Source organism: Mesorhizobium sp. M6A.T.Cr.TU.017.01.1.1, assembly GCF_004023115.1.
GTDB lineage: Bacteria > Pseudomonadota > Alphaproteobacteria > Rhizobiales > Rhizobiaceae > Mesorhizobium > Mesorhizobium mediterraneum.
Genome location: NZ_RZTA01000240.1, coordinates 1 through 2,231 on the forward strand (window position 1 = coordinate 1; position 2,231 = coordinate 2,231).

At 64.8% G+C, this 2,231-nt stretch carries 2 protein-coding genes; both read right to left on the reverse strand.

Annotated features, from left to right (window positions below):
- On the reverse strand, positions 1–1,519 hold a 1,519-nt coding region (gene iolD, locus EOB36_RS33630; protein ID WP_128286577.1), incomplete at its 3' end, for a 3D-(3,5/4)-trihydroxycyclohexane-1,2-dione acylhydrolase (decyclizing).
- 34 nt (positions 1,520–1,553) lie between these two features.
- On the reverse strand, positions 1,554–2,231 hold a 678-nt coding region (locus tag EOB36_RS33635), incomplete at its 5' end, for a DUF2090 domain-containing protein (RefSeq protein ID WP_128286578.1).

A 2,231-nucleotide genomic window follows, 5' to 3' on the forward strand; every position in this document is an offset into this window, starting at 1 on the left:
GCAGCCGGTTGATGCAGCCGTAACCGCGGTTGTCGAGCAGCACGATGGTCAGCTTGAGGCCGAGCATGACAGAGGTTGCGATCTCGGAATTGAGCATCAGATAGGAGCCATCGCCAATCATCACGACGACCTCCTCGGCGGGCTTGGCCATTTTGACGCCAAGCCCGCCTGCGATCTCGTAACCCATGGTCGAGAAGCCGTATTCGGCATGGTAGGAGCCGGGCGCCCCCGCCTGCCAGAGCTTGTGCAATTCGCCGGGCAGGCCGCCGGCGGCATGAAGCAACGTCACACCGGCGCCCATGGCGCGCTGCACGGCACCGATCACCTGCGCGTCGGAGGGATAGGCGGCATTGGTCGACGCCGTCACCTTGTCGGCATCGGCCTGCCAATCCTTCTTGCCCCTGGCCGCATTGTCGGTCCAGGCGACCGGCGCCTTCCAGTCTTTCAGCGCCGCGCCGAGCTCGGCGAGCCCTTCCGCCGCGTCTGCGACCAGCGGCAGCGCCTGGTGCTTTCCCGCATCGAAAGGTTGGACGTTCAGCCCGATGATGGTTTTGCCGGAATTCTTGAACAGCGCCCAGGAACCGGTGGTGAAATCCTGCAGCCTGGTGCCGACGGCAAGCACGACGTCGGCTTCTTCGGCCAGCCGGTTGGCCGCCGAGGTGCCGGTGACGCCGACCGCCGCCATGTTGAGCGGATGATCGTCCGGCAGCGATGATTTGCCGCCCTGCGTCTCGCAGACCGGGATGCCGGCGCCTTGCACCAGCTTCGCCAATTCACCCGATGCCTGCGAATAAAGCACGCCGCCACCGGCAATCACCAATGGCTTAGTCGCCCCCTTCAGCGCCGCAACCGCAGCCGCGAGTTCCTGGCGGTCCGGACGCGGCCGCCGCTGATGCCAGACCCGTTCGGCAAAGAAGCTCTCGGGGTAATCATAGGCCTCGGCCTGCACGTCCTGGCAGAGCGCCAGCGTCACCGGCCCACATTCGGCCGGATCGGTCAGCACCTGCATGGCACGGTTCAGCGCCGGGATGATCTGCTCCGGCCGGGTGATGCGATCGAAGTAGCGCGACACCGGCCGGAAGCAGTCATTGACCGTCGCCGTGCCGTCAGAAAAATCCTCTGCCTGCTGCAGGACGGGGTCGGGGATGCGATTGGCGAAGACGTCGCCGGGGAGAAACAGGACGGGCAACCTGTTTACATGCGCAAGCGCCGCCGCCGTCACCATGTTGAGCGCGCCGGGGCCGATCGAACTGGTCGCCGCCATGAAGCGGCGACGGAAATTGGCCTTGGCATAGGCGATCGCCGCATGCGCCATCGCCTGCTCGTTATGGGCACGGAAGGTCGGCGATTCGTCGCGCACCTGATAGAGCGCCTCGCCGACGCCGGCGACATTGCCATGGCCGAAGATCGCCCAGACGCCGCCGAAGATCGGCATTTTCTTGCCGTCGATCTCGGTCATCTGGCGAGCAAGAAAGCGGGTCAGCGCCTGCGCCATCGTCAGGCGGATCGTCTTGGTCATCTTGTTTCCTCCGCAGTCCTTATGCCGCGCCTTCTTATGCTGCTTTGCGGCCGCGCGCGGCAAGCCATGCCTCGGTCAGCCTCTCGAAGCGCGACGCCATGTCGGCCACCGCTTCCTCGTCCGACATCTTGCCGGCAAGCCATTGTTCGGCTGCGTTGATGAAGATGGTGCGGCCGACGGCGAAACCCTTGACGATGGGCGCCTCGGCGGTGGCGGCAAAGGCCGCTTCCAGCTCGTCCAGCGGCGCTTCCAGGCCGAGCAGCACAATCCCGCGGCACCATGGGTCGTTCTTCAGGATCACCGCCTCGATCTTTGCCCAAGCCCCGGCTGAAGCCTGCGGTTCGAGCTTCCACCAGTCAGGCTTGATGCCAAGCGCGTAGAGTTCCTCGAGCGCGCGCGGGATCGTCGTGTCGTCGAGCTCGCCGTGCTTGCCGGCAATGATCTCGATGAGAAGTTCTCTGCCCACTTTCCGCGCCGCCTCGAACAGGCTTTTGAGCTTCTGCTGCTGCTCAGTCTTCAGCGCTTCCGGGTCGTCGGGGTGATAGAAGCACAGGCATTTGATGCAATGGTCGACCGGCCACTCGATCAATTGCGAGCCGATGTCCTGCGAGAATTCGAAACGAAGCGGCCGCGATCCCGGCAGCTCGACCGGCCGGCCGAGCCAGGCGAAGGAATGGCGGGCGAATTCGAACATCGCCTCGCGGCCGTATTT